The following is a 24060-nucleotide window of genomic DNA, read 5'->3' on the forward strand; positions in this document are numbered from 1 at the left end:
TACAAAATAAAACGACAGAATATTAAAATAGTTATACTTAAAATATTATTAAATACTTATTATAATAAAACTATATGGTTTGAATTTATGTTTTATTTAAAGTTAGATTAAGAGTAAATTTTTTAGACTTTTATTGTTTTCTGTGTTTAGATTATAATCACTTCATTTTCTAAGTTTATGCCAAATTCTTCAAAGACTTTTTTTCTGGCTAATTTGATAAGAAAAAACGCATCTTCAAAACTTGCATTTCTTTTATTGATTAAAAAATTTGCGTGTTTATCGCTTAACATAGCATCTCCTTTGCTAAATCCTTTAAGTCCTACAGCTTCGATTAAACGTCCTGCAAAGTCGTTTTTTGGATTTTTAAAGATAGAGCCAAAGCTTGCTCCACTAGGTTGGTTGTTCCTTGCATTTTTTAAAGCTTTATCTTTAAGGGTATCAAAGCCAAAGTTTAGTTTAAATTCAGCCCAAAAAAAAGGCATATTTAAAGGACAAAAACGATAATCAAAATTTATATTTTCTCTTAAAATTTCGCCTTGAAAAGTAGCAATTTTGATTAAATTTTGACTAATACACTCTCCTTTAAGTCCTGCATTCATTTTCAAAAGCCCGCCAAGTGTACCAGGAATTTTGCTTAAATACTCAAAACCCTTAAGATTATTTTCTTTGGCAAAGCGATATATTTTGCTTGATTTTGTTTTGCAGCCTATGCGAAGATGGGTGAAATCTTTATTTTGATCTAAAATTTGTATAAAATCAAAACTATCTCCTAAAATTCCTATATTTTTAGGTTTAGGGCTGACTAAAAGGTTATTTGCGCCGCCTATTAAAAAACCATCAAAATCACAAATTTGATCCAAAACTAAAACTTCAAATTTATTTCCTATACGCACAGAAGAGTATTTTTTAAAATCAATGATCATTTGATAAAAGTTGGAATTTGATTTAGTATGTTTTCGGTAAAGTCAATCATAGTTGTAGTCATCCAAGGCATTAAAAAGATTAAAATAACTACAACCAGGATGATTTTAGGAACAAAAGAAAGTGTCATTTCGTTAATCTGTGTAGTTGCTTGAAAAATACTGATTACAAGCCCTGCAATAAGCCCTGCTAAAAGCATAGGCAAGGAAAGTAAAAGTGTGATTTTAAAGGTTTGCACTCCAAGAGCAACCAAGGTACTTTCATCCATTTTTATCCTTTTTAAGAATTTCTAGCTTCTTCGTATTCGCTAGGGATAAGATAATCATTTACATGTATGATTTTATCATAAAATTTATAATCATATCCTAGTTTAAAAAGCGTATCTACAGCTAAAAGTTGAGTTTGATTCATGCTAATAGAGTTTTTATTGGCATATAGATTAAGATAAGTATCCAGTTTTTCTTCATCAACACGGATAAGTTTTCTTTCCATAAGCATAGGGGTTAAAATTTTACGATTTGCATCGGCGATTTTTACAGCATTGGTTAAATCCTTTTCGATTTTAATCGCATCGCTTAAAGGCAAAGAGCGACGCAAAGCCATTCCACCTAAAGGCAAAGGTAAATTTTCTTTAGCAAATTCAAGCCATATATCCCAAAGTTCTGCTTCCACGCAAAGACTTTGATCAAATTCTAAAATGCTTTCATGGATCAAAACTCCTGCATCTACTTCACCACTTAAAACTGCATTTTCAATGTCTAAAAAATTCTTATAAATAATTCTAGCTTCAGGGTATTTCATACGAAAAATCAAAGCATTGGTGGTATTTGCTCCACTCAAAGCGACTTTAAAATTTCTTTTTAAATGCGTGTCTTTTTTCTTGATGAGTTTTGGCCCATAACCTTCGCCAAAACTCACTGCTGTGCGTAAAAGCGCATACTCAGAAGCAATTAAAGGATAAAGCCCAAAAGAAATAGCCGTAGCATCAAATTCATTTTTCAAAGCAAATTCATTTAAAGTTTGTATATCTAAAGCTGTATTTTCATAAGCAAAATCATTCCCCATCCACCCAAATTTAATAGCCATATACATAAAAATATCATCAGCATCAGGAGAATGTGCAATAGTAATTTTTTTCATCTATGCTTCCTTTAAATCTTTGCTTTAATTCTAGCAAAATAAACCATTATTTAATTTTATTTTGTTAAAATTCTAACTAAAAATTTAGAAATTTCAAGGAAAGTTATGGATGATAATAAAAGAAAATCCCTAGATGCTGCCCTAAAAAGTTTAGATAAAACCTTTGGAAAAGGCACTATCTTAAGACTAGGGGATAAAGAAGTCGAGCAAATCGATAGCATAGGTACAGGTTCAGTTGGGCTTGATCTTGCTTTAGGTATAGGCGGTGTTCCAAAAGGAAGAATCATAGAAATTTATGGGCCTGAAAGTTCAGGTAAAACCACTCTAACTTTACACATTATCGCAGAATGCCAAAAAGCAGGTGGAGTTTGTGCTTTTATCGATGCAGAACATGCGCTTGATGTAAAATATGCTAAAAATTTAGGTGTAAATACAGATGATTTGTATGTTTCTCAGCCTGATTTTGGAGAGCAAGCCTTAGAAATTGTAGAAACTATAGCAAGAAGTGGTGCAGTAGATCTTATCGTAGTAGATAGTGTTGCAGCACTTACCCCAAAAGCAGAAATTGAAGGCGATATGGGCGATCAACATGTAGGACTTCAAGCAAGACTTATGTCTCAAGCTCTAAGAAAACTTACAGGTATAGTTCATAAAATGAATACCACAGTAATTTTCATCAACCAAATTCGTATGAAAATCGGTGCTATGGGTTATGGTACTCCTGAAACCACAACAGGTGGAAATGCGTTAAAATTTTATGCTTCTGTGCGTTTAGATGTTAGAAAAGTAGCAACCTTAAAACAAAACGAAGAACCTATAGGAAATCGTGTAAAAGTAAAAGTAGTTAAAAATAAAGTTGCTCCTCCATTCAGACAAGCTGAATTTGATGTGATGTTTGGAGAGGGTTTAAGCCGTGAAGGTGAGTTGATTGATTACGGTGTAAAACTTGATATTGTAGATAAAAGTGGTGCGTGGTTCTCTTATAAAGATAAAAAACTTGGACAAGGTAGAGAAAACTCAAAAGCTTTCTTAAAAGAAAACCCTGAAATTGCAGATGAAATCACAAAAGCGATTCAAAATTCTATGGGAATAGAAGGTATGTTCAGCGGTAGCGAAGATGACGAAGGAGAAGAATAATGTTAGTAATTGAAGATGTTAGAGCCTATGAAGTTCTTGATAGTAGAGGAAACCCAACCGTAAAAGCTGAAGTTACGCTAAGCGATGGAAGTGTAGGTGCGGCCATAGTTCCAAGTGGTGCAAGTACAGGTTCAAAAGAGGCTTTAGAATTGCGTGATAATGATGAAAGATTTGGCGGAAAAGGCGTTTTAAAAGCTGTTGTAAATGTCAATGAAACCATTGCAGATGAAATTTTAGGGCTAGATGCTTTTAATCAAACTCAACTTGATGATACTTTGCGTGAGCTTGATGGAACAAATAATTACTCAAATTTAGGCGCAAATGCGACTTTAGGCGTGTCTATGGCAACAGCTCGTGCAGCTGCGGCTGCTTTGGGAATGCCTTTGTATCGCTACTTAGGTGGTGCAAATGCAAGCATTTTGCCTGTACCAATGTGTAATATCATAAATGGCGGTGCTCATGCAAACAACAATGTAGATTTTCAAGAATTTATGATCATGCCTTTTGGTTTTACTAGTTTTAAAGAAGCTTTGCGTTCAGTTTGTGAAATTTATGCGATATTAAAAAAAGAACTCGCAAATTCTGGACATTCTACGGCTTTAGGTGATGAAGGCGGTTTTGCTCCAAATTTAGCTAACAACACAGAACCTATCGATCTTTTAATGACTTGTATCAAAAAAGCAGGTTATGAAAATCGTGTAAAAATCGCTCTTGATGTAGCAAGTACAGAATTTTTCAAAGATGGTAAATACCACATGGAAGGCAAGGCTTTTTCAAGCGAGGATTTGATCGAACGCTATGTAGAACTTTGTGCAAAATATCCAATTTGCAGTATCGAAGATGGCTTAGCTGAAAATGACTTTGAAGGTTGGATCAAGCTTACTGAAAAATTGGGCAATAAAATTCAGCTTGTGGGTGATGATTTATTTGTAACCAATGAAGATATTTTAAGAGAAGGCATCATCAAAAAAATGGCAAATGCTGTACTTATCAAGCCAAATCAAATCGGAACTATTACCCAAACTATGAGAACTGTGCGTTTAGCGCAAAGAAATAACTATAAATGTGTGATGAGTCATAGAAGCGGCGAAAGTGAAGATGCTTTTATAGCAGATTTTGCCGTAGCTTTAAATACAGGACAAATCAAAACAGGAGCTCTAGCAAGAGGCGAAAGAACCGCAAAATACAATCGCTTGCTTGAAATTGAACTTGAAAGCGATGAATACTTAGGAGAAAAGCTCTGAGCGATTTACTTAAAGAATACGATGAAAGCACAAGAAAAAAAAGTTTTTATACCCATGTTATAAAAATGATTTTTTGGGCTTTTCTTGTTGTAATTGGAGCGATTTATTTTGGCAATATGTTTTTTGGGCAGTATTCTTTGGATACTTTATTAAGCTTAGAAAATACCAAAGAAGAGCTTAATAAAAAGATTATTTTACTTAAAGAACAAAACGCTAAAGCACAAAAAGATTATTTTGAATTAAAAGGATTATATCCAAATGAAAACTAGAATTTTAGCAATATTTTTTATTTTTACCTCTCTTTTATATTCTGATGAAAATCCTTTCAAGGCAGATCAAAATATAACCTTGGTTGCTCCACCTGAATTTCAAAAAGAGGAAGTTAAATTTAATTCTAGTGCAAGAATTTTAAAAAGCATCACTTTTAATTATATCAATTTAGACGGAAGTGAAGATAAGATTGATTTAGATGTTAATAAAAGTATTGATTGGCACGATACTTATACTATATCAAGATTTAAAAGCCCTGATCCTTCAAAAGTACTCGATGTTTCAGTTACTATACCTGAAAAAAATAGCTCTAAACAAGAATCAAACTCAACAGCCAATGTTGAAATACCTTTACAGGTTGCAAAGATTTATGATTTTATTTCTTACGCGGTTTATAAAAACAAAATAAAACTTAACACTAGTGATGAAATGATCACAGATTTTTCAGTAGGAAATCCAAGCAAAATCGTTATAGATTTTAGATCTAACTTGATTAGTCCTACAAAAAACATACGCCTTAGCAATTCTATTTTTAAACGCATAGACTTTGGATCTCACAAAGGATATTATCGACTTGTAATATATCTTGATGGAACTTATAATTATAATATTCAAAAAGATGCAACTGGATATATGATTAATCTGCTTTGATGAGATTTATTTTTTTAATATGTTGTGCTTGTTTAGTTTTTGCTAATGAAATTTTACTTCTTAGCAAATTCGATAAGCAAGATTTTAACTCTAAAGATTTTAATGCTTACTTGATGAGCGAAAAATTTGATGGAGTACGTGGAATTTGGGATGGAAAATATCTAAAAACTCGCCAAAATTATAAAATAAAAACTCCTGACTTTTTTACAAAAAATTTCCCTCCTTTTGCTATTGATGGTGAGCTTTGGATAGCAAGAAATAAATTTGATGAAATTTCAGCTTTAATTCGTAGCGGAGATAGCAATTTGACCTTATGGAAGGAAGTAACTTATAATATTTTTGATGTACCAAATGCTTGTGAAGAATTTCAAATTTCTACTTGCACCCTTAAAAATCGTTTGGCTGTTTTAGAAGAGTATTTGCAAAAATATCCTAGTGCCTATATAAAAATTATTCCTCAAATTCCAGTTGAAAATCAAAATAATTTAAATCAATTTTACGAAAGCATTATAAAAAATCAAGGTGAAGGTATTGTCATACGCAAAAATTTAAGTCCTTATGAAAAAGGCAGAAGTAAAAATGCTATGAAATTAAAACCCTATGATGATGCAGAGTGTGAGTTAGTAGGATTTCGCAAGGGCAAGGGTAAATTTGAAAATCAAGTAGGTGCCTTACTTTGTAAAATGCCTAATGGACAAATCATTAAAATAGGCAGTGGTTTAAAAGATGAAGATAGAAAAAATCCTCCAAAAATTGGTAGTATTGTGACTTATAAATTTAATGGATTAACCAAAAATTCCTTACCTCGCTTTCCGGTGTTTTTAAGAATAAGAGATGAAAATCCTTGACTTTAAAATTATTTTGTGATAAAATATTTCCTTTTATTTATTCGGGGTGTAGCGCAGTCTGGTTAGCGCACTTGGTTTGGGACCAAGGGGCCGAAGGTTCGAATCCTTTCACCCCGACCATTTTTTATAAATTTATACAAAATGGTGAGTGTAGCTCAGTCGGTTAGAGCATCAGATTGTGGTCCTGAGGGTCGTGGGTTCAATTCCCATCACTCACCCCACTAAGCGCTCGTAGCTCAACTGGATAGAGCAACAGACTTCGGATCTGTAGGTTATGGGTTCGATTCCTATCGGGCGCACCACCAAGATTTTATATGCGTTCATAGCTCAGCTGGATAGAGCAACGGCCTTCTAAGCCGTAGGTCAGAGGTTCGAATCCTCTTGGGCGTACCACTTTAGCGGATGTGGTGAAATTGGCAGACACGCCAGACTTAGGATCTGGTGCAGCAATGCGTGAAGGTTCAAGTCCTTTCATCCGCACCACTTACTTTTATCATTTTCAAACAAGAGTTGATTTCTCATAAATTTTTATTTCATTTTAAAATTTCTTATGATTGTTAGATAAAATGCAAATTTAATTTAGATAAATTTAAAAATTATCTTGCAAAAGATTTGAAAAATAATTAAAATATACAAAATTCAATTCAAGGAGATAAAATGAAAAAATTAGGTTTAGCGTTAGCAGCTTTAGTTGCTTTAAATGTGTCAGCATTTGCAGATTTGATAGTTATCAATAAAAAAGATTTAGTTCCAGTTTCAGCAAGTGAAATGCAAAACAAATATTTCCAAGAGAGCATCAAACCAATTATAGGTCAGCCACTTTTTAAAAAGGCAACTTTTTATGAAGCAGATATTGTTGCAAAAGTTGATCCAAAAGAATATAATTCAACTCAAGCTATAATACAAAAAGAATATTCAGATAAAAGCAAATATGTTTATTATAAGACAGTTCTTATATTAACTAGTGATGGTAAAAGAGCTAAGCTCTCTACTCTTTCTTGCGAAATTGCAAGTTTTGATAAGAAGGGGTATTTATGTGGAGGAACAAGCGATCATAATTATTCTATTAAGTAAATATTGCAAATAAAAATCCGCCTTGAGTTTTCACTCTTGGTGGAAATCCACTATTAGAACATACTATGAAAAAACATAGTAAGTATAAAGTATATCTAAATTTTAAGCTTTTTAAGTTAAAAAATTCTAGTTTTTTTTAAAATCGTTTTATCTTTTATATCTTTGCCGTAAAGACAAAATCAGCACCCATTAAAAATCTTTTTCTTGATTAAATTTTTGTAAATTCATTTTTAGTGTTAAAAATGTGATGGTATTAACTTTATAAAAGTATTATTACATATTTTTTACTTAGGATAGCAATTATGAAAAAAACAATTTTAACCATTCTTTTTTTACTCACTCTTACGCAGGCTAAGGAAATACAAGTTTATGAAAGTCCTACTTGTGGCTGTTGTGATCTTTGGGTTGATTATATGAAAGCTAAGGGTTATGAGGTTAGTATTCATAAAACCAATGATTTTCTTAAAATCAAAGAAAAAATGGGTATAAAAGATGAGTATCAAAGTTGCCATACGGGTGTGATCGAAGGCTATGCTATTGAAGGGCATGTTCCTGAAAGTGCTATAGCATGGTTGCTTGAAAACAAACCTAAAGACGTTATAGGAATTTCAGCTCCTGGCATGCCGCAAGGAAGCCCAGGAATGGAACAAGGTTATAGTGAAAAATATCCTGTAATTTTGATGAAAAAAGATGGAAGCTATGAGCTTTATGGATATTTTATAGGAGATAAAAAGCTTTAAAGTAAATTTTAGCTTTTTACTTTTTTGATTTCTTTTTCAAGTATGCTATAAGGAGTTAAGCCTATGAATTTTTCATCCATTTTTCCTTCTTTGAAAAAACTAAGCACAGGCACTCCATATATTTCCCCAATGGCACTTGAAAGGTATTTAGCTGCTCTTTTTTCATAAAACATTGCTAAATTAGATAAACCTTTTTCATCAGCCCAAGCTTTTGCATCATTTGCATCATTTGCATCGCCTAAAACCACAAAGATATTAAAATCATAATTTTTAGCCAAATTCTGTAAAATAGGAATTTGTTCTTTGCAAACTCCACAATCTTTTGTGAAAAATATTAAGGCAAAATTTTGTGCTTTATCATTTAGTTTTAGGCTTTTTTCAAAACCATTGTAGGCAAAATTATAGGTTTTATCACTATTTAAAGCTTTAAAATTTTCTCCACTATCACAAGCTACAAAAAATAAAGCTATGATTAAAGCAAAGAAATAAGCTTGGATTCGAAAAATTCCCATGGTTTTTCTCCTAAAATTCTATCTTTTATCATCCCATCTTTAATGATGATGGTAGTAGGGGTTGCAAACACAGCATAACGATCATTGGTGATTTTAAGATCGTCTTTTAAAACTTTTACATTTTTAAAGTCAAATTGTTCGGCTAAAACTTTAACCACATTGGCATTATCGATGGAATTTATAGCATAAACACTGATTTTATTGGGGTGATTTTGTATGAATTCATCCAAAGAAGGGAGTTCTTTTAAACAAGAAGGGCAGCCATTTTGAAAAAAGACTAAGACTTTTAAACTTGTATTATCATCAGCAAGTTTTACAGCTTTTCCTAAAGTATCTTTAGCTGAAATTTCAGCGCTTTTTTCTCCAACTTTTCCAGTATCTTTTGAATTTTCAAAAGAACAAGCATTGAGCAAAAACAAAATGCTTAAGATTAAAAGGCTTTTTTTCATTTTAACACCCCATGTTGTAAGATAAGGGTTCGATCTGCGAATTTGGCTAAATCAGGATTGTGTGTGATTAAAACTATGGTTTTACCTTCATTTTTTAATTTTTGCAAGGTTTGAAGAACGATTTGTTCATTGGCTTCATCTAAATTCCCTGTGGGTTCATCTGCGAGTAAAAGCTCTGGGTTGTTGATCAAAGCTCTTGCTATACAAACTCTTTGTTGTTCCCCGCCACTTAATTGGCTAGGTAAATGAGTGAGTCTATGTGAAAGTCCTACTTTTTCAAGAACCATTTTAGCATCTTCTTCATCTACGCTTGAGTGATAATACTGAGAGAGCATAACATTTTCTAAGGCGTTAAGATAGGGGATAAGATGAAATTGTTGAAAGACAAGTCCTATTTTTTCACGACGCAAGGTGATTTTTTGCTCTTCATCCATTTGCTCTAGGTTTTCATTGTCTAAGATATACTCCCCAGAGCTTGGAGTATCCATGAGTGATAGTATGTTTAAAAGCGTTGATTTTCCACTTCCTGATGGACCCATGATGGCAAGCCATTCTCCTTCATAGACGCTTAAGTTGATATTGTTTAAGGCTTTAACTTTGCCAAATTCTTTATTTAAGTTATTTATTTTAATAAGTTCTTTTTTCATCATTCACCTTTCAAATTTTCACACACATTGATTTTTAATGCTCTTTTTATAGGAAAAAATGCAGCCAAAAAGGCAAAAATCAAAGAAATGATTAAGGCTATAAAAACAGCTATAAATCTAAAATCAATACTAGAATTAAAAATCAAATAACCAAAGACATTGGCTAAAAATATCCCACAAAAAGCTCCGATTAAACTAGCAAAAAAACTTACTATAAAGCATTCACTAGCAAAAAGTTTAAAAATTTCACTTTTTTTTGCACCCAAGGCTAAACGCAGTGCGATTTCTTTTTTGCGAGAAAATATAATAGAACTTAAGGTCGTATTAACGCTAGTAGTGACTATGATCAATACTACAAGTATGATTAAAAACATTAAAGCTTTGATTTTTCCAAGTACTAAACCTTCGCTTAAGGATACTGAAGATATAGGTTTTGCATCGATGAATTCATTGTTGATTGCTTGTGTTTTGGCTTTAACTTCATCAAAATTTCCATAAACTACAGCATTAGCATAGTTAATACCGGCTCTATCGCTTAAATTTTGCACCACGCTTAAAGGGGCTAAAACAATGCTATCAAATTCATCATTGCTTGAAAGTATGCCTTTTATGGTAAGTTTTATGCTTTTTCCGTTGTTTGGATTGTAAATTTGAAGTTCATTGCCTGTTTTTAGGCCTAGTTGCTTGGCTAAATTAACCCCTAAAAAGGCTGAATTTTCATCAAAATCATTTAGAGAAAAGCTTCCTTCTTTAACTTCTAAAAAAGGTTTAGTGATTTTTAAAGCCCTAAAATCAGTGCCTAAAACCACTCCGCTTGTACTACCTAAATTTAAAAAATCATACAAAAAAGGAGTTAAAGCTCTAGCCTTTAAATTTTCTTTTATTTTTTCATACTCAGCATTGGAGATAAAATTTTCATCCTGCTTCGGGCTTATCATTACATTTGCTCCATAGGCTTTTAATTCTTTAGAAAGTTTGGTGTCAATATCAAAATAAATATTTAAAAAAGCTGAGCAAGTAAGTGCTCCTATAAAAACACTTAAAACTATTATAAAAAGTCTTTGATAAGAAAAGCTAATGCTTTTAAAAAGCTCATTAAGGAAAAACTTATCTACCATAAAGCACTCCTGCAGCTGAAAGTTGTGTGATATTTTTGATAGGAAGCAAGCAACCTAGCAAGGCAATAAGTCCTGCAAAAATAAAGCTTAAAGGTAAAGCTACAAAGGCTATATCAATAAAATATCCAAAAATGCTAAGGCTGATGATTTGAGAAAGTGCTGTGCCAAAAATAAAGCCAAATAAAGCAGCAAATAAAGCTACGATTAAATTTTCACTAGCAAAGATGAGATAAATTTGAAAAGTATTAGCACCAAGTACTTTTAAAAGTCCTATTTCTTTTTTTCTACGATGAATTTCAGAACTCATCAGACTTGAAATCGCAATACTTGCAACAATAAGACAAATAATACAAGTAATGCCCATTAAGGATTGGATCTTTTTAACCACCAAGCTTTGAGCATCGCTTATAGCATTTAGAGCTTTTGCATCAGCACCTGGTAAGCCATCACTAATTTGACTAGCGATTGAGCCTACATAAGCTGAGCAATACCATTTGTCATATTCTAACTGATCTAATTTTTCTTCGCCCATGCGACGCACTTTTTCAGAAAGGGCTGATTCAGGTATGGTAAAAGCTCTTACTTCTGCACTTGAGTAAAGCCCTTGTTTGTTGAGTAAATCTTGAGCTAAATTTAAAGGAGCGATGATTTTATTTGACATTTTAGGATTGGCATGAAGTAAAATGCCTACGATTTTTGCTTCTTTGCTTTGATTGTTTTCTCCTATGAGTTTGATAGTATCTCCTAATTTTAGTTTATTGTTTTTAGCAAAGTCTTCGCCTAGCATGATTTCATTGCTATCATCTTTTGCCCATTCCCCTTGGACTGCTAAATAAGGATAAAGACTTTTTATACCTGTGATAAAATCATCATCATCTTTAATTTTTATGGCTTTTTGAAAATAAGTGCCATAAATAAGTGCTTTTTGCTGGGAGTTTTCAATTGCGATTTTACCTTCTAAAAAAGGAGCAAGTGCGGTGATGTTGTTACGCCAATAAATGTCTTTAATCATATATAAATTTTTTTCTTCTAGGTAGTTTTTGTTTTTTAAGGGTTCATAAAGTTCATTACCTATTTCTATACTAAGGCTTGAGCCTTTGGGTAAAACAAGGATATTAGAGCCATAGCTTTTGAGTTGTTTAGTTACTTCATCGCCTATACTTAGGGTAATATTTAGCATAGTAGAGAGTAAAAGCGTGGCTAAAAAACAAGTAAGAAAGGCTAAAAATTTTTGAATTTTGTTTTTAAATATAGAGTTAAAAATCATTTTAGCCAACATCGTTTCTCCTTTGGATTAAAAATTGGGCTTCGTTTTCTTCTACATATTTTGCAGGATCTTTTTTAAATTCTTCATAGTTGTTTTGATTTGAAAAATAATAAGTAATCCCTTTATAGCTATAAGAAAAAGGAGCTTGGGTGTTTATAATTTTTGTTTTTGATACAGGATCTTGCACTTCGATTTCTTTGATTTGACTAAAATAATTAGATCCTGCTATTACATCTTTAACATCTATGGTGATTTTTTTACCATCGTATTCGTATTTGAGTGGGATAGGATTGCAACCCCCGCTTTTGCCTACACTAGGCAAGAAAATACGCACATTGCAAGAAATGCAAATGAGTTGTCCATCTTTTTTGATATAGCCCATATCTCCACAAATCATACAAGCATCAAAAACAGCTACAGGAGAATCCTTATCTTCTCTTTTGTTGATAAGAAAAAACCTTATCACTTTGCCTTCAGCACTGATATAAGCAAAGCGGTGGAGTTTGTTATCCCTTAAAAGAGCTATATCAAAGATAAATTTGCCATTCTTATCGGGTAAAATTTCTTTAGGCTCATCTATGGTTAAAGGCTTAGAGCTTACCATAAAAAAGTATAAAACAATGCAAAAACTTATAACACAGGAGATAAAAACACTGGAAAAATAGCGATTAATAAGACTTGTTTTAGCTTCATTTTTGCGATAATTTATATCTAAAATTTGTTTTTTGCTTATATTTTTTTTGCGAATTTTTAAGCTTAAGAATGCTAAAAAAGTGATGAAAATTAAATAAACATAAATTCCAAAAACACCAAAATAATTACTTTTTCCTACAAAACTCACCAAAAAAGCATGAGTTTCTATGATGGAATTTCGCATTAAAGCAAGCAAGATATTGGCTAGAGCTTTATCGCTTTCTATAAGGATAAGCAGTAAAAACAGCATAAAGCTTGTTTTTTGATTAAAATTTTTTTGCCATTTTAAAAAGAAGAAAATCAAAATACAAACAAGCAAGGCTAAAGCAATAAAACCTAAAGAACTTATACCTTCGCTATCGATTAAAGAGCTAGTAAAAATAGGGAAATCTTGACTTAAAAAATAATAATGCAAAGCGGTGCAAAAACTTAAAATTCCTAATAAAATAAAATTTAAAATTTCAATTTTTTTCCAAAAATAAAATATAAAGCTTACTAGCAATAAACCTATAAAAACAAAATCAAAATTAAAGATTAAATTTTCGGTTTTTAAAAATTGTGCCGCGATAAAAAAAGCAAAATATCCAAATAAAAAGCCCAAAAAAACTACTAAAAAACTTTTAAAAATATATTTTTTATCAGGAGTGATAAAGGCTATTAAAATACTTAGTGGCAAAACACTGATAAGAAAATGCACAAAATATATACTCATAATTTACTCTTTAAACATTGTTATTTTAATTTTTTCAAATAAAAATAAAAATATTTAAACACTCGGAAAATCCGAGCGTAAAATTATTTTGGCGTGCCTGTGTATTTGAATTTATAATCTACTTTAAAAGGCTCAAACCACTTGCCCACGCCTGTTTCTTCATCAACATGGCGTCCAAAACCTTGTTTTTCTGGATTTGAGATATAAAAAGTAAGTTCATAATTTCCTACGCCAAAGCCACCTTTTTTATCTTTTTCCATAGCAATATTTGCACCATAGTGAGGACCATCATCAGCCACCATAGGCATCAAAGTTCCACGTTTAATTGCACCTGTGTCGGTATTTTTAAGTTCATAAGCTATAGTTAAATAAGGCATCCAAAAACCTTCTGGAAAACCATTTGGATTGTTTTTAAGTGCGTGAATGTCAGCTTCTAGGTGAATATCTGCTAAAGATGCAGCTAAATCAATACCTCTTGGCTCCATTTCAATAGGTTGTAAATAAACAGCGGCTATTTCCATGCCATTAAGTTCTTTTGGATCGCCGATCGGCACTTCGCCTGCAAATAAATTTGTACTAATAACCGCAGCTGCAGCAACTACTGATAAAACTTTTTTTATCATGATTCTACTCCTTTTTTTGAAATTTGTTTTGTTATCAAAATGCCAATAATTAGCATGATCAAAACTATAAATTGAGGGATTAAGGTTTCATAGTAAGGATAAATTCCAAGCCATAAAATCGGTTCAAAATTCATAGGTATAAGACTAGGAATGATGACTTTTCCTTCTATGAGTTCAGCTATGCCTTTGCCTGTAAAAACAAAAACCATGTAAAAAATAATGTAAGAAGTGATATAGAAAAATTGTTTTACAGGTATGCGAATGGCTCCTGCTTTTAAAAGAAAATATAAAACAATAAGTATTAAAATTCCAAGTCCAAGCCCACCAAAAACAGCACTAAAATCAGTGCTTGTTTTAGCATCAAAAAGCAAGGCTTGATAAAAAAGCACAGTTTCTGCACCTTCTCTATAAACAGCTAAAAATACGGTGATCCAAAGGGTTTTTGCACTATTGTTTGATATAGCATCTATAGCACCTTGTTTGATAAAGCTTGTCCATTTTTTATTTTGTGCGTTTGAAAGTAGCCAAAAGCCCACATAAAAGAGTAGTAATACGGCTATAAGCATGGTAATACCCTCTATAAGCTCTCTACTTTGTCCTGTATTTTCTTTGAATAGCCAAGAAACTCCAAAAGCGGTAATAAAACTTAAAATCACTCCTGTAAAAAGAGCACTATAGGCGATATTTAGACGATTTTTGTTGCCACTTTGCACAAGATAAGAAACAATGGCTACAACGATAATCAAAGCTTCCAAGCCTTCACGCAAAATAATGCCTAAAGCCCATATAAACAACGAATAAGGGGTGGAATCTTGAATTTTGTCCACGCTACTTGCTATGAGTTGTTCTAAGTCATTAAAAGTGGCTTCAAGCTCTTTTTTATCTGCACTTGCTTTAATCAGTGCTACGCCTTTGGAAAATAAACTTTCTATTTTAAGTTTTAAGCCGCTATCTACAGCACCGATTTTATTTTCCATACCGCTTGCTTCAAAAGTATCTAGATAAATTCCTTGCAAATCATCTACTATAGAAGCGCTAAAGCCATCATAATTTTTCAAAATTCCATCTAAGGCAAGTTTGATATCATTAGAAACTTTGGCATAATCTTTGCCTTTTGTTTCATCATTAAAGCCTGAAATTTGCAAACTTGAAAGTTCTGAATTTGGAATTTGTAAGAAAACATCAAAAATTTGTTCTTCTATGTTATCTAAGCCATTTCTTAAGTCTTTTTCATCTATTTTTGCATCGTTGATTTGGCGTATAAGGGTGCGTATGGCTTGTTGAATTTTTTGATCGTTTCCTGCTTTGGTAAATTTATTTACTAAAATTTCTACTTTGGTATTGCGATAATCACTAAATAAGGCATCATTTAAAAAATCTTTACTAGCTTGGTAGTTTTTTTCTTTAAAAGCATTAGCAGCCTGTGAAAATTTGGTAGAGATATTATCTAGTATAAATTGCAATCTTGCGTCCATTGCAGCAGCAGCTTGTAAATCAGCGCTTGCATTATCATCTGTAAGTTTGCTCGTGTCGTTGTTTGTAGGTGTATTAGGAGTTTGAGTGCCTAAAGAACTTTGTGCTAAATCTTTTTTGTCCACGCCCATCATTTGTGCGATTAAAGCTTCTGCATCAGCTTCGCGTTTGGCATTGGCTTCTAAGCTTGATTTTTCAGCTTTAGCCTTATCATAGTTTGTATCGCTTGCTTCTGCTTTTAAACGATATCCATTTTGTAAGATTGGGGCTACTTCATCAAGATCATAATAAAGACTATCAATTAAAGCATTAATTTGTGTCAAAGGAGCTTCATCTTTATACATGCGACGCAAATTTACAAATTTACGCTCCATGGTGATGGCTTTTCTTCCTATATTTCTTCCTATAGGGCCTTCCATATTTTCAAAATGTTGAAAATACGCATCTTCGCTAAGCTTTTTAGCACCTAGATTATCCCCCTTTTTATAAGTTTCTATGCTTTGTTTTAGCATATCTTTGATAAGATTTGCTTCATTAATATAATCATCAACTCTAGCAAAAGCTGAGCTTGATAAAAAAATACTTATAATTAAAAATATAATTTTAAAAATTTTCATTATCATTATCCTTGGTTTTTGATAAAAATAATATTTATTATCAAAATAAATAATGGCTAGTATAATATTAAAAATCTTAAATAGAACTAAAAAATAAGCTTTTGTATCGATAATATTTTTTATTAATTATATTTAAGATATATTTTAATAAATTTTTAAATATATTTTATTTTTGTGATTTAATATGGGTTGTTTTTAAGTATCGCAAGGTTTTCTTCTAAGCTATGCACTTTGGGATATTGTTTTTGTATTTTTAATTTTTCCTTTTTTGATGTTTTAAAAGCTTAATAAAAATCAAAAAATCATTTATTGTGTATTCTTCAAGGAGATGGTTATAGCATATTTTAGATTAAGTAGATATATCCAAAAGTTTATCTTTTTTGTTGGTATCTGTGTTTGTAGAATTGCTATTGTCTTTATTTGCTTCTTCTTTCTCAGCTTTAGCTTCTACTTTTTCTTTTTTTTCTTGAAATTTTAAAGTTGAAGTTATATTAATTCTTTTACTTTCAAAATTTGTATCTACTATTCCCCTACAAGGTGTATTAAGTAACATTAGCAAACTCCTATATAATTGTAATAGCCTTTTAAGTTGTAATTTTTGATTATATTATAATATAGTATAAAATAAGATAAAACTTAAATTTATTGAAGTAAAATTTTATCTATTTAATTTGCTTCTAAAAGTATCAACCATTTATATTTTGCTTATTGCTTCATAGTGTAAAATTTTTTAAAATAGGATTTTATTTTAAAAAATTTATGATTTTTAATTTCAGATATTGGTTTCCTTAAAAATTTTAAAAAGTTTAGTAAAAAATATTAAGTTTTAAAAATATCATCCGATTTAAATAAAGTCTTAAGACTCAATCTAAAAGGAGGATGATATGGTTTCAGATGTTTCTATGGGTAATGCTAATTTAATGACTGCTGTTAATACTTCAGTTTTGAAAAAATCTATGGACACAAACGAGGCATTGATGAATGAACTCATCGAAGGTATGGAAGGTGTCTCTCAAGCCTCCGCTCCACAAGTTTCTAGCTCTAGTGGTTTGGATATTTACGCTTAAATATCTTAAGAACAAGCTTAAGAACTTGTTGGTATCTTGGGCTTGTTTTTTTAAATAATTATTTCTTTAGTATTTTTTCGTTATAATTTTGCCATTTTATTTATCGTATTAAATTTTTATAATATTTATTTAGGAGCAAGGATGCAAGTGATAAAGAAGATGGTTTTAAGTGAAACTTTCCCTGGTATTTTGCTTATATTTTTTACATTTTTAGCCTTATTATGTAAAAATTCTTCTTTAAGTGTTATTTATACAGATTTTTTTCATGCTAATTTTACAGTAGGATTTGATCATTTTCAAATTTCAAAGTCGTTGGATTTATGGATAAATGATGGTTTGATAGCTATATTTTTTCTATGTATAGGACTTGAGTTAAAATATGAAATTTTACGCGGACAGCTTAAAAATATAAGAGCTGTATCTTTACCTATATTTGGAGCTTTGGGGGGTATGATTACTCCTGCTTTAATTTTTGCTGCTATTAATTATTCTCATGATTTTGCTATGAAAGGTTGGGCAATACCTACAGCAACCGATATAGCTTTTGCAGTGGGTATTTTGATGCTTTTAGGAAATAAAATTCCTACAAGTTTAAAGCTTTTTTTACTTTCTTTAGCTATTTTTGATGATTTGGGCGCTATTGTTATTATTGCTTTATTTTATACAGATCAGCTTTCAGCTTTGGCGATTATTATTTGTTTGTTTTGTATATTTGCTCTACTTTTGTTAAACTATTATCACATCACCCATCTTTCTTTGTATGTGTTAGTAGGTGTTGTATTGTGGATAGCTATGCTTAAAAGTGGAGTGCATGCGACTTTGGCTGGTGTGATTATTTCTTTATTTATACCGCTTGATACAAAAAATAAAAAACCTTATTTGCATGAAGTTCTTAAGGATTTAAATCCTTGGGTGGTTTATTTTATCTTGCCTTTATTTGCTTTTGCCAATGCTGGAATTGATATCAGAGATATGCATCTTGGTTCGGTATTTTCACCTGTAAGCCTTGGAATTATTCTAGGATTATTTTTAGGAAAGCAACTAGGTGTTTTTACTTTTTGTTTTATTGCTATCAAACTTAAGCTTGCAAAACTACCTGAAAATATTAAATATGGAAAATTTTATGGTATATGTATTTTAACAGGCATTGGTTTTACGATGAGTTTGTTTATTGATGGTTTGGCTTATAAAAATAGTGATATTTTTGAACATGCGGATAAACTTGCTATTTTAATAGCTAGTTTTTTAAGTGCCATTGTTGGTTTTATTTATCTTAAGATTGTTAAATGAATAATATAGTACATAAATTAAAAACTTTAGTTTTAAATGAGGCTTTTGGTGGTGTTTTACTTATAGTTTGTACTTTGCTTGCTTTGCTTGTGCAAAATGGATCTTTTAGCGAACATTATCGAGAATTTCTAAATTTAAAAGTCGGATTTAGTGTAGGTGAATTTGAGCTTAATAAACCTTTTTTGCTTTGGATAAATGATGGGCTTATATCTATATTTTTCTTTGCTATAGGGCTTGAGCTTAAGAAGGAATTTTTGCATGGGGATTTTAAAAATCCTAAAAATATTGTTTTACCTTTTATGGCTGCTTTAGGGGGTATACTTATACCAGCAATGTTGTTTGCTTTGGTGAATATAGGAGATGCTTATACCTTAAAAGGTTGGGCTATACCTACAGCTACAGATACAGCGTTTGCCTTAGCGATTTTAATGATGTGTGGTAAGCATATTCCATCAAGTTTAAAAATTTTCTTACTTTCTTTGGCTATTTTTGATGATGTGGGTGCTATTTTAATTATAGCTATTTTTTATACGACAAAATTATCAATAGTTGCTTTTGTCGTTGCAGGAATTGCTATTTTGGTAATGCTTGTTTTAAATATTTTAGGAATAACAAGAAAGTCTTTTTATTTTATTTGTTCAGTTATTCTTTGGATTAGTGTTTTAAAAAGTGGTGTGCATGCAACTTTGGCTGGAATCATAACAGCATTTTTTATACCGATGCAAACTAAAAATGGAGAAGCATTTTTAGAAGAAATCTATGAAAGTCTAAAATTTTGGATTGCTTTTATTATTTTACCTTTATTTGCTTTTGCTAACGCTGGGGTAAATTTATCCAATATCGATATGGGAGCAATTTTTTCAGGTGTAAGTATAGGTATTTTCTTGGGGCTTTTTGTAGGTAAACAAGTGGGTGTATTTTTGTTTTCTTATTTGGCAATCCGCTTTAAATTTGCAGCCTTGCCCCAAGGTTCAAATTTGAAACAACTTTATGGGGTTTGTATACTTACAGGTATCGGTTTTACAATGAGTTTGTTTATCGATGGCTTGGCGTATGAAGTCAGTGATATTTTTAATTATGCAGATAATTTAGCTATTCTCATAGCTTCATTTTGTTCTGGGATTTGGGGTTTTATTTATCTTAAATTCTTTGCTGCTCGATCTTAAGGGGACTGATGAGGCATATTTTTTTCATCATCACGATTGTATTCTTTATAAGTGGATGTAGTTTTTATCAGAATTTAAACTATACTCGTCCGATTTATAATACAAATAAAGAAACAAAACTTAAGACTATAGCAAATGAATGGAAAAAAACTCCTTATGTTTTAGGTGGAACTACTAAAAAAGGTGCTGATTGTTCAGGATTTACACAGAGTGTATTAGCTCAGCTTAATATACGCATACCTCGCACTACAAAAACTCAATTAGGTTCTGGGAGAAAAGTTTCTAAATCAAAATTGCAAACAGGAGATTTGGTATTTTTTAAGACAGGTAGAGGGCCAAATGGTATGCATGTTGGTATTTATACGAGCAAGGGAAAATTTATACATTTATCTACTAAAGGTGGAGTAAAAGAAGTCGAGTTAAATAGTTCTTATTGGAAGGCTCGTTATATAGGAGCAAGAAGGTATTAAAGTGAAAATAGGTGTATTTGATAGCGGAGTAGGGGGGCTTAGTGTTTTAAAATCTCTTTATGAAGCTAGACTGTTTGATGAAATTATCTATTATGGAGATACCGCAAGAGTTCCTTATGGGGTGAAAGATAAAGATACTATTATAAAGTTCTGTCTTGAAGCATTGGAATTTTTTGAACAATTCCAAATTGATATGCTTATCATTGCATGTAATACTGCTAGTGCTTATGCTTTAGATGCTTTAAAAGCAAAAGCACATTTTCCAGTATATGGTGTAATTGATGCAGGGGTTGAAGCAACGATAAAAGCTTTACATGATAAAAATAAAGAAATTTTAGTCATTGCAACAAAAGCAACCATTAAATCAGAAGAATACCAAAAGCGTTTATTATTTCAAGGATATACAAATATAAATGCTTTAGCTACAGGGCTTTTTGTGCCTATGGTTGAAGAAGGTATTTTTGAAGGAGATTTTTTGCAAAGTGCTATGGAGTATTATTTTAAAAATATCACAACTCCAGATGCTTTGATACTCGCTTGCACTCATTTCCCTTTACTAGGTCGTTCTTTAAGTAAGTATTTTGGCGATAAAACAAAATTAATTCATTCAGGAGATGCTATAGTTGAATTTCTTAAAGAAAGAGAAAATATAGATTTGAAAAATCATAAAGCAAGATTGCATTTTTATGCTTCAAGCGATGTTGAATCTTTAAAAAATACTGCTAAAATTTGGCTAAATTTATAAGGAAATAAAATGATAGAATTGAAAAAACCAGATGAAATAGAAAAATTAAGAATAGCAAATCAAATTGTAGTAAAAACTTTAAATTTTTTAGAGAATGAAATTAAAATAGGAATGAGTTTAAAACAAATTGATAAAATGGCAGAAGATTATATTTTAAGCCTTGATGCCAAGCCATCATTTAAGGGACTTTATGGTTTTCCAGGTGCCATTTGCACATCTTTAAATCAAGTTTGTATCCATGGAATTCCAGATGATAAAATTATCAAAGAGGGTGATATTTTAGGTCTTGATGTGGGAAGTTTGATTGATGGGTATTATGGGGATGCAGCAAGAACTATTGCTATAGGAGAAGTTTCACCCACTGATAAAGCTTTAATCTCTTGTGCTAAAGACGCGTTATATCATGCTATAGATATTATTCATGATGGAATGCGTTTTAAGGAACTTTCAGCTGCTTTAGGCGAATTTATCCATGCAAGAGGTTTTGTCCCACTTCGTGGATATTGTGGACATGGTATAGGACGAAAGCCCCATGGAGAGCCTGAAATTTTAAACTATTTAGAAAAAGGTGCGAGTGCAAAAAGTGGCCCTAAAATTAAAAATGGAATGGTGTTTTGCATAGAGCCTATGATATGCCAAAAAGATGGAACACCAAAACATTATAATGGAAAATGGGATGCTGGAAGTATTGATGGGCTTAATGCGGCTCATTATGAACATTGTGTTGCTGTGATTAATGGGCGTGCTGAAATTCTTTCTATGATATGATATTAAATTATAAAAATAATATTTTTTTCTTAAAATCCTAAAAATTTAAAATTTTTTAAATAATATTGTAGTAATATTCTTTAATAATTTAAGTTACTAAATAATATTTTTATCATATATTAAGTGTTATTAGAATAAAGTGTCACATCGTATTAAACTAAAACATAAATATGGTTTAGATAATTTAATAATTTTTATTAAATTATCTAAATATTTATTTTAGTTTAAAGAGATCTTTTAAGATCTCGTTTGGGTTAGGCTATTTCCCTCCCCCTTTTTATTCGTAGCCTAACTCTCTTTTAGAGTTTGGAAAATCTCTTTAAGCTAAAATATATTATATTCGCTTAAAGAGAACAAATGATTACTATTCTTATTTAAATAAATTTTTAAAATCCATTGTAGAGTTATAAATTCCAGCATTATCCATAGTTTCGCCCATGGTGATTGCGGTTGCTAACTCTGATAGAATGATTTTTATTTCATCTTTTTTATCTTGTATATAGGCCAATACACCTTCGTAATTACTTGTTTGAAGAATTAAAAGTGGATTAGCAATTTCAAATTCAAAAAGTTTTTTACCAACATAAACATTGAAAATATTTCCAAAAAGAGCTGTTCCCATGAAAGAGCAGTTTTGTATAAGTTGTGATGCTGTGGCATCAAGAGTTCTTTTTTGCATATCATCTGAATTTTCATCTATTCTTTCTAGAATGCTTTTTTCTATTTTTTTTAAAGACATATCAAGTACTTGAAGTGCTCCTATAAAATCATTTGTATCATTGATTTGAGAACAAATTTGATTTGCTTTAAATTCATTCACGCTTTGAATTTCGCCTAAGTATTTTTTAAATATATCTAAATCACTTTTCATTGTTTACCTTTCAAAAATATTGCTAAATATTTAAAAAGCAAAAAGTGTTCCTAAATTAGGATAAATTAGAATTTACCCAAAAAACAATCTCATTTCCAATTTTATTTAAGGCTTTTTGAAAAGCATTATAAGTAGAGCGGATATCTTTTTTTTCTATTTTTTCTTTAGTATTGAAAATTTTATGAGCTATTATTTGATTGTTTTCAAGATTTATGAAATTTACGCTTATAGAAATTTGGGCGTAGTTTTCATTGTTGTTAAGAATTTGTTCAAAAGAGTTAATCCTGCTTTCAAGGGCATAATCCGCATTTAAAGAGCTTGTTGAAGAAAGTAAGGTTGTAAAAATATTGCTTTGTTCAAATTTTGATAAAATTAAAAAAGAATAAAGATTGCTTGGTAAGTCTCCCCAGAAATAATGTGCGTATTTGTTGCTAAAACCATTATCTATATAAACAATAGCTCGCGAGTTTAAATACAAAGGTGCATTTGCATTGCGAATTTTAAGAATTTTACCGGTTTTTTTAAAAAAAATATTTGAGTCTATTCCTTCATCTTTTAATATGATATTTTCATTTTTGTTGATGGTTTCGTGTCTTAAAGAGCATCCGCATAATATAAAAATAAAAGTCAAAATATAGAATAATTGCTTTAGCATTATTTTTCTCCTGGTCCTAGTTTAGGTTTAGTTTCTTTAAAAATCAAATCAGCAGGGCTGTTTTGTAAATTTTCTATTAGAATATTGCTTTCAATTAAAATTCGTTTAAAAAGCTCTAAATTTTGCATCAAAGATGCTTTAATATCATCATAAGTGTTTAATTTTTCATCAGCTTTTTTTATGAAATTTTTTAAAATCATCGTGCTTTCTTTTATGTCTTTAAGACTGGAGTTGAAATTTTGCGCACTAAGGCTTATATTATCAGCCATTTTTCCTATTTTTAAACTTGTGTTTGAAAGATTAAGGCTTAAATTTTTAGAATTAGCATTTAAATTTGCACTTAATTCTGCTAGATTTTGCAAAAAGATTTCTAGATTTTTAAGATTTTTTTCGCTTAAAAGTTCTTTTGATTTATCATCGACCGTTTTAACCAAAGAAAAAATATGTTCACTTTGTCTGTCTATGGTTGCTAAAAAACTTTCTTTAAAAGGAATGACTGGAAGTTTTCCCTGTATAGATACTAAATCTTTGCTATTTTTACTTCCGCCTTGAAGTTGGACAAATTTAAGTCCTGTGATACCTTGAAGTTGCAAAGTAGCAAAGGTGTCTTCTTTTATAGGGGTATTGTTTTTGATCTTAATGCGTATGTTAACGCCGAGTTCATCTTGATTGTAAATGCTGATTTCTTCTACGCTACCTACTTCCACGCCCAAAAGCCTTACGGGTGCTTTTATGCCAAGTCCTGCAACGGATTCTTGTGTGTGAATTTCATAATACTTAAAACTTTCTTCTTTAGAGTATCCACCAAGCCAAAGTATGAAACCAAGGCTTGCAAAAAACACTCCAAAAACAAAAAGTCCTACAAAAAAATAATTTGCTCTATTTTCCACTT

Annotated in this window: 28 protein-coding genes and 5 tRNA genes; 18 read left to right on the top strand and 15 right to left on the bottom strand. The window is 31.1% G+C overall.

What is annotated here, in order from left to right; all coding sequences use genetic code 11:
• Nucleotides 1–146: 146 nt before the first annotated feature.
• The 3 genes from AJ881_RS08495 to AJ881_RS08505 are packed head-to-tail and all read right to left on the bottom strand — an operon-like array spanning nucleotide 147 to nucleotide 2061.
• A complete protein-coding gene (locus AJ881_RS08495) occupies nucleotides 147–923 on the bottom strand; it encodes a UDP-N-acetylmuramate dehydrogenase (RefSeq protein ID WP_070283288.1) in 777 nt (258 codons plus the stop codon).
• Complete coding sequence (gene fliQ / locus AJ881_RS08500) at nucleotides 920–1189, bottom strand: flagellar biosynthesis protein FliQ (RefSeq protein WP_002851290.1); 270 nt, start codon at nucleotides 1187–1189, stop codon at nucleotides 920–922. Before fliQ ends, AJ881_RS08495 begins: the two co-directional genes overlap by 4 nt.
• A gap of 11 nt (nucleotides 1190–1200) precedes the next feature.
• Nucleotides 1201–2061, bottom strand: coding sequence for a menaquinone biosynthesis family protein (locus AJ881_RS08505; RefSeq protein ID WP_070283287.1), 861 nt, complete (start codon nucleotides 2059–2061; stop codon nucleotides 1201–1203).
• A gap of 105 nt (nucleotides 2062–2166) precedes the next feature.
• Here AJ881_RS08505 and recA point away from each other — a divergent pair, with 105 nt between their 5' ends.
• The 12 genes from recA to AJ881_RS08570 all read left to right on the top strand — a co-directional run bounded on the left by recA (nucleotide 2167) and on the right by AJ881_RS08570 (nucleotide 8025).
• On the top strand, nucleotides 2167–3198 hold the full coding sequence (recA, locus tag AJ881_RS08510; protein WP_002862302.1) for a recombinase RecA: 1032 nt from the start codon (nucleotides 2167–2169) through the stop codon (nucleotides 3196–3198).
• A complete protein-coding gene (eno, locus tag AJ881_RS08515; RefSeq protein ID WP_070277714.1) occupies nucleotides 3198–4442 on the top strand; it encodes a phosphopyruvate hydratase in 1245 nt (414 codons plus the stop codon). The genes recA and eno overlap by 1 nt, the downstream gene beginning before the upstream one ends.
• Nucleotides 4443–4507: 65 nt before the next feature.
• Complete coding sequence (locus AJ881_RS08520) at nucleotides 4508–4711, top strand: hypothetical protein (protein WP_002839177.1); 204 nt, start codon at nucleotides 4508–4510, stop codon at nucleotides 4709–4711.
• Nucleotides 4701–5363, top strand: a complete 663-nt coding sequence (gene cgpA, locus AJ881_RS08525; protein WP_070283286.1) for a glycoprotein CgpA — start codon at nucleotides 4701–4703, stop codon at nucleotides 5361–5363. Before AJ881_RS08520 ends, cgpA begins: the two co-directional genes overlap by 11 nt.
• Entirely contained in the window at nucleotides 5363–6211 is an 849-nt protein-coding gene (locus tag AJ881_RS08530) for a DNA ligase (protein ID WP_044794075.1), read from the top strand. The genes cgpA and AJ881_RS08530 overlap by 1 nt, the downstream gene beginning before the upstream one ends.
• A 42-nt stretch (nucleotides 6212–6253) precedes the next feature.
• Nucleotides 6254–6331 (top strand) — tRNA-Pro (locus AJ881_RS08535).
• A gap of 24 nt (nucleotides 6332–6355) precedes the next feature.
• Nucleotides 6356–6432: transfer RNA gene (locus AJ881_RS08540), tRNA-His, on the top strand.
• 4 nt (nucleotides 6433–6436) lie between these two features.
• A tRNA-Arg gene (locus AJ881_RS08545) sits at nucleotides 6437–6513 on the top strand.
• A 14-nt stretch (nucleotides 6514–6527) separates the two neighbouring features.
• Nucleotides 6528–6604 (top strand) — tRNA-Arg (locus tag AJ881_RS08550).
• Between the two features lie 5 nt (nucleotides 6605–6609).
• Nucleotides 6610–6694, top strand: a tRNA-Leu gene (locus AJ881_RS08555).
• A gap of 174 nt (nucleotides 6695–6868) precedes the next feature.
• The gene (locus tag AJ881_RS08560; RefSeq protein WP_070283285.1) at nucleotides 6869–7285 is read left to right on the top strand and encodes a hypothetical protein; all 417 of its coding nucleotides are present in this window, start codon (nucleotides 6869–6871) and stop codon (nucleotides 7283–7285) included.
• A gap of 302 nt (nucleotides 7286–7587) precedes the next feature.
• Entirely contained in the window at nucleotides 7588–8025 is a 438-nt protein-coding gene (locus AJ881_RS08570) for a DUF411 domain-containing protein (RefSeq protein ID WP_044779906.1), read from the top strand.
• Between the two features lie 8 nt (nucleotides 8026–8033).
• Here the strand turns inward: AJ881_RS08570 and AJ881_RS08575 are convergent, their stop codons facing one another.
• The 9 genes from AJ881_RS08575 to AJ881_RS08615 form a co-directional block, all read right to left on the bottom strand.
• Nucleotides 8034–8537: a TlpA family protein disulfide reductase gene (locus AJ881_RS08575; protein WP_002867533.1), complete on the bottom strand. Its 504-nt coding sequence runs from the start codon at nucleotides 8535–8537 to the stop codon at nucleotides 8034–8036.
• Nucleotides 8498–8986, bottom strand: coding sequence for a TlpA family protein disulfide reductase (locus AJ881_RS08580; protein WP_002851267.1), 489 nt, complete (start codon nucleotides 8984–8986; stop codon nucleotides 8498–8500). Before AJ881_RS08580 ends, AJ881_RS08575 begins: the two co-directional genes overlap by 40 nt.
• Complete coding sequence (locus AJ881_RS08585; RefSeq protein WP_002860103.1) at nucleotides 8983–9636, bottom strand: ABC transporter ATP-binding protein; 654 nt, start codon at nucleotides 9634–9636, stop codon at nucleotides 8983–8985. The genes AJ881_RS08580 and AJ881_RS08585 overlap by 4 nt, the downstream gene beginning before the upstream one ends.
• Entirely contained in the window at nucleotides 9633–10751 is a 1119-nt protein-coding gene (locus AJ881_RS08590) for an ABC transporter permease (RefSeq protein WP_002862294.1), read from the bottom strand. The genes AJ881_RS08585 and AJ881_RS08590 overlap by 4 nt, the downstream gene beginning before the upstream one ends.
• Complete coding sequence (locus tag AJ881_RS08595; protein ID WP_044779903.1) at nucleotides 10741–12030, bottom strand: ABC transporter permease; 1290 nt, start codon at nucleotides 12028–12030, stop codon at nucleotides 10741–10743. The genes AJ881_RS08590 and AJ881_RS08595 overlap by 11 nt, the downstream gene beginning before the upstream one ends.
• On the bottom strand, nucleotides 12020–13423 hold the full coding sequence (locus AJ881_RS08600; protein ID WP_070283284.1) for a Fe-S-containing protein: 1404 nt from the start codon (nucleotides 13421–13423) through the stop codon (nucleotides 12020–12022). Before AJ881_RS08600 ends, AJ881_RS08595 begins: the two co-directional genes overlap by 11 nt.
• Before the next feature lie 83 nt (nucleotides 13424–13506).
• On the bottom strand, nucleotides 13507–14046 hold the full coding sequence (locus AJ881_RS08605; protein WP_002778842.1) for an iron transporter: 540 nt from the start codon (nucleotides 14044–14046) through the stop codon (nucleotides 13507–13509).
• Nucleotides 14043–16136 (bottom strand): FTR1 family protein, encoded by a 2094-nt coding sequence (locus AJ881_RS08610; protein WP_070283283.1) that lies wholly within the window; start codon nucleotides 16134–16136, stop codon nucleotides 14043–14045. The genes AJ881_RS08605 and AJ881_RS08610 overlap by 4 nt, the downstream gene beginning before the upstream one ends.
• A 349-nt stretch (nucleotides 16137–16485) precedes the next feature.
• The gene (locus tag AJ881_RS08615) at nucleotides 16486–16689 is read right to left on the bottom strand and encodes a hypothetical protein (RefSeq protein ID WP_070283282.1); all 204 of its coding nucleotides are present in this window, start codon (nucleotides 16687–16689) and stop codon (nucleotides 16486–16488) included.
• A 331-nt stretch (nucleotides 16690–17020) separates the two neighbouring features.
• On the opposite strand from AJ881_RS08615, the gene AJ881_RS08620 reads away from it, so the two are divergent.
• The 6 genes from AJ881_RS08620 (at nucleotide 17021) to map (ending at nucleotide 21642) form a co-directional block, all read left to right on the top strand.
• Nucleotides 17021–17203 (top strand): YjfB family protein, encoded by a 183-nt coding sequence (locus AJ881_RS08620; RefSeq protein ID WP_002856010.1) that lies wholly within the window; start codon nucleotides 17021–17023, stop codon nucleotides 17201–17203.
• Nucleotides 17204–17344: 141 nt separating this feature from the next.
• The gene (gene nhaA / locus AJ881_RS08625) at nucleotides 17345–18493 is read left to right on the top strand and encodes a Na+/H+ antiporter NhaA (RefSeq protein ID WP_070283281.1); all 1149 of its coding nucleotides are present in this window, start codon (nucleotides 17345–17347) and stop codon (nucleotides 18491–18493) included.
• Nucleotides 18490–19659: a Na+/H+ antiporter NhaA gene (gene nhaA / locus AJ881_RS08630; protein WP_070283280.1), complete on the top strand. Its 1170-nt coding sequence runs from the start codon at nucleotides 18490–18492 to the stop codon at nucleotides 19657–19659. Before nhaA (AJ881_RS08625) ends, nhaA (AJ881_RS08630) begins: the two co-directional genes overlap by 4 nt.
• An 8-nt stretch (nucleotides 19660–19667) precedes the next feature.
• Nucleotides 19668–20129, top strand: coding sequence for a C40 family peptidase (locus AJ881_RS08635; protein ID WP_053872195.1), 462 nt, complete (start codon nucleotides 19668–19670; stop codon nucleotides 20127–20129).
• 1 nt (nucleotide 20130) lies between these two features.
• Nucleotides 20131–20874: a glutamate racemase gene (gene murI, locus AJ881_RS08640; protein WP_002862287.1), complete on the top strand. Its 744-nt coding sequence runs from the start codon at nucleotides 20131–20133 to the stop codon at nucleotides 20872–20874.
• Between the two features lie 9 nt (nucleotides 20875–20883).
• On the top strand, nucleotides 20884–21642 hold the full coding sequence (gene map, locus AJ881_RS08645) for a type I methionyl aminopeptidase (protein WP_070283279.1): 759 nt from the start codon (nucleotides 20884–20886) through the stop codon (nucleotides 21640–21642).
• Nucleotides 21643–22012: 370 nt separating this feature from the next.
• Here the strand turns inward: map and AJ881_RS08650 are convergent, their stop codons facing one another.
• The 3 genes from AJ881_RS08650 to AJ881_RS08660 are packed head-to-tail and all read right to left on the bottom strand — an operon-like array spanning nucleotide 22013 to nucleotide 24058.
• Nucleotides 22013–22513: a flagellar FLiS export co-chaperone gene (locus tag AJ881_RS08650; protein WP_070283278.1), complete on the bottom strand. Its 501-nt coding sequence runs from the start codon at nucleotides 22511–22513 to the stop codon at nucleotides 22013–22015.
• 55 nt (nucleotides 22514–22568) lie between these two features.
• Nucleotides 22569–23168, bottom strand: coding sequence for an ABC-type transport auxiliary lipoprotein family protein (locus tag AJ881_RS08655; protein WP_044779898.1), 600 nt, complete (start codon nucleotides 23166–23168; stop codon nucleotides 22569–22571).
• On the bottom strand, nucleotides 23168–24058 hold the full coding sequence (locus tag AJ881_RS08660) for an MlaD family protein (RefSeq protein ID WP_070283277.1): 891 nt from the start codon (nucleotides 24056–24058) through the stop codon (nucleotides 23168–23170). Before AJ881_RS08660 ends, AJ881_RS08655 begins: the two co-directional genes overlap by 1 nt.
• Between the last annotated feature and the right edge of the window lie 2 nt (nucleotides 24059–24060).

Origin of the sequence: Campylobacter sp. BCW_6460, from assembly GCF_001762705.1 — a bacterium.
Lineage (GTDB): Bacteria > Campylobacterota > Campylobacteria > Campylobacterales > Campylobacteraceae > Campylobacter_D > Campylobacter_D jejuni.